This is a genomic window from Microbacterium sp. AR7-10 (genome assembly GCF_001878835.1).
Classification (GTDB): Bacteria; Actinomycetota; Actinomycetes; order Actinomycetales; family Microbacteriaceae; genus Microbacterium; species Microbacterium commune.
Map to the genome: position 1 here is coordinate 1 of NZ_MJIR01000068.1, position 2,474 is coordinate 2,474.

General features: G+C 68.0%; 3 protein-coding genes and 1 pseudogene. All 4 read right to left on the reverse strand.

Annotated features, from left to right (window positions below):
• Window positions 1-228 precede the first annotated feature (228 nt).
• The 4 genes and pseudogenes from tsaE to BFN01_RS09340 all read right to left on the reverse strand — a co-directional run bounded on the left by tsaE (window position 229) and on the right by BFN01_RS09340 (window position 2,310).
• Window positions 229-711, reverse strand: coding sequence for a tRNA (adenosine(37)-N6)-threonylcarbamoyltransferase complex ATPase subunit type 1 TsaE (gene tsaE / locus BFN01_RS09330; RefSeq protein WP_071643710.1), 483 nt, complete (start codon window positions 709-711; stop codon window positions 229-231).
• On the reverse strand, window positions 708-804 hold a 97-nt coding region (locus BFN01_RS15850; protein WP_256221101.1), incomplete at its 5' end, for an alanine racemase C-terminal domain-containing protein. The genes BFN01_RS15850 and tsaE, both read right to left, overlap by 4 nt.
• Window positions 805-806: 2 nt before the next feature.
• Window positions 807-1,811 (reverse strand): annotated as a pseudogene (alr, locus tag BFN01_RS09335) (alanine racemase); the annotation flags it as partial.
• 139 nt (window positions 1,812-1,950) lie between these two features.
• Entirely contained in the window at window positions 1,951-2,310 is a 360-nt protein-coding gene (locus BFN01_RS09340; protein WP_071643714.1) for a holo-ACP synthase, read from the reverse strand.
• Between the last annotated feature and the right edge of the window lie 164 nt (window positions 2,311-2,474).

Genomic DNA, 2,474 nt, shown 5'->3' on the forward strand with positions numbered 1-2,474 from the left:
AGATGTGTATAAGAGACAGCCCACACGTCGCCCTCCCCATGTCGCACCGCAGGTCCCACATGGCCGCCTCGATCCCGAGGATGCGACCATATGGGACCACTCGGCAGAACCGCCGGGCGCGCGGCCTCACCCGGCACGCCCCCACAACGCCCCGCAGGTCCCGTATGGCCGCCTCGATCCCGAGGATGCGACCATATGGGACGTGCGAACAGGAGCAACCGCGGGGGCTCAGCGCTCCACGCGCGTGACCGTCACGAACCGCGGCGCGTCGGCGTCGAGGTCTTCGTCGCTCAGTTCGCCGTCGCCCCCGACGGGTCGCTCGATCTCGATGTCCCACCACGCATCGGCCACGGCGGATGCCATCGGCCGGCCCCACTCGATCACCACCACCGAGCGCACGAAGTCGATGTCGAGGTCGTCGAGCTCGGCCGCCGAGCCGAGCCGATAGGCGTCGACGTGCACGAGCGGCGCTCCCTCGATCAGTGACGGGTGGGTGCGCGCGATCACGAATGTGGGGCTCTGCACCGGTCCGCGCACGCCGAGACCCTCGGCGAGGCCTCGCGTGAGCGTCGTCTTACCGGCGCCGAGCGGACCGGTGAGGATCAGCAGGTCGCCCGGCCGCAGCTGCTCGCCGATGCGCAAGCCGAGGGCCTCCATGGCATCCGATGTGCGGATCTCGTGACGCCCGAGGAAGGCGGGATCCATCGTCATGAGTGCGACCTCCGCGGCACCCGGTCGCCGATTCGCGTGACGATCTCGTAGTTGATCGTGCCGGCGGCATCCGCCCATTCCGTCGCGCTGGGCNNGCCCAGCGCGGGGTCGCCGAACAGCACCACCTCGTCGCCGGGGCGCACGTGGTCGTCGCCGACGTCGACGACGAACTGGTCCATCGCGATGCGTCCCGAGACCGTGTAGCGGCGGTCGTTGATCACGACCGGGCCGGCGCCGGATGCCTGGCGCGGAACCCCGTCGGCATACCCGAGCGGCACGAGGGCGAGAGTCGTCTCGCGCTCGCACCGGTACGCGTAGTCGTACGACACTCCCGTGCCGGCGGAGACGCGGCGCACGGCCGCGACGGCACCGCGTAGAGTCATCGCCGGGCGCAGGCCGAGGTCTGCGGAGGTGCGGTCGGCGAAGGGCGAGAGCCCGTACATCCCGATCCCGATGCGCACCGCGTCGAGCCGCGCCTCGGGGATGCCGATCGCGCCGGCGGTCGCCGCGAGGTGGCGGAACTCGGGGCGGACACCGTGTGCCTCCGCCTGCGCGACGATCTGCTCGTACCGGGCCAGCTGCGCCCGATCGTCGTCGCCGCTCGCGCCGGAGAGGTGGCTGAAGATGCTGACGACCCGCACGCGTCCCACGCGCTCGAGGCGTGCGGCCTCGGCGAAGACGCGGTCGAGCTCGGCGGGTGCGAGGCCGTTGCGCGACAGTCCGGTGTCGACTTTGAGATGGATGGATGCCGGTGGTCGCGCCGCCTCGGAGGCCGCGAGCAGCTGCTGATACGACGAGATGCCGATCTCGACGCGGGCCTCGACCGCGTCGTCGAAGCGGCGGTCGGGGGCGTGCAGCCAGGCCATCAGCGGGGCGGTGATGCCGGCTCTGCGCAGGGCGAGCGACTCCTCGATGGTGGCCGTGCCGAGTCGGGTGGCACCACCGGCGAGAGCCGCGGTCGCGACCTCGGCGGCGCCGTGGCCGTACCCGTTCGCCTTGACCACGCCGATGACCGGCACGCCGGTGATCGAGCGCAGCCGCGAGACGTTGTGGGCGATCGCGCCGAGGTCGATGGATGCCTCACGGAACGGAACGCTCATCCGCGCACTCCTCTGCTGTTCGCGCGTGCCCTCTCTCGCCGAGACCCCCAGTTCGCGCCGACACCCCTGCCTGCGGACGTTCGTACGCGGGGGTGTCGTGAGGAAATGGGTGTGTCGGCGGAGGAGAAGGAAGAGGAGGTCATGCGTCGGTCCCTTCGGCGATCACGTAGGCCATGGCGAGGCCGGCGTCGTGCGTCATGCTCAGGTGCAGCGTGGTGATGCCGCGCTCGGCGACCACCGCCGCTGTCGAGCCGCTGAGCAGGAAGAGCGGTTTGCCCGACGGCTCGGCGCCGATCTCGATCTCGGTCCAGTGCACCCCGTCGCTGCCGCCGAGCGCTTTGATCAGCGCCTCCTTGGCGGCGAACCGCGCGGCGAGCGAGGGCAGCCGGAGCCGCTGCTCGGATTCGGTGAACAGGCGCGGCAGGAGCCGGGGCGTGCGGGTGACCGAGCGCTCGAACCGTGCGATGTCGACGAGGTCGATGCCGGTTCCGTGGATCACCCTCTCAGCCCTGTCTCTTATACACATCTAAAAAAAAAAAAAAAAAAAAAAAAAAAAAAAAAAAAGAAGAAAGAAAATAGGAAACACATAAAAACAAAAAAGAGAAGAAGATACATAAAGCTACAAAAAACAGATAAGAATAAGTGACATATTACATCAAAGTT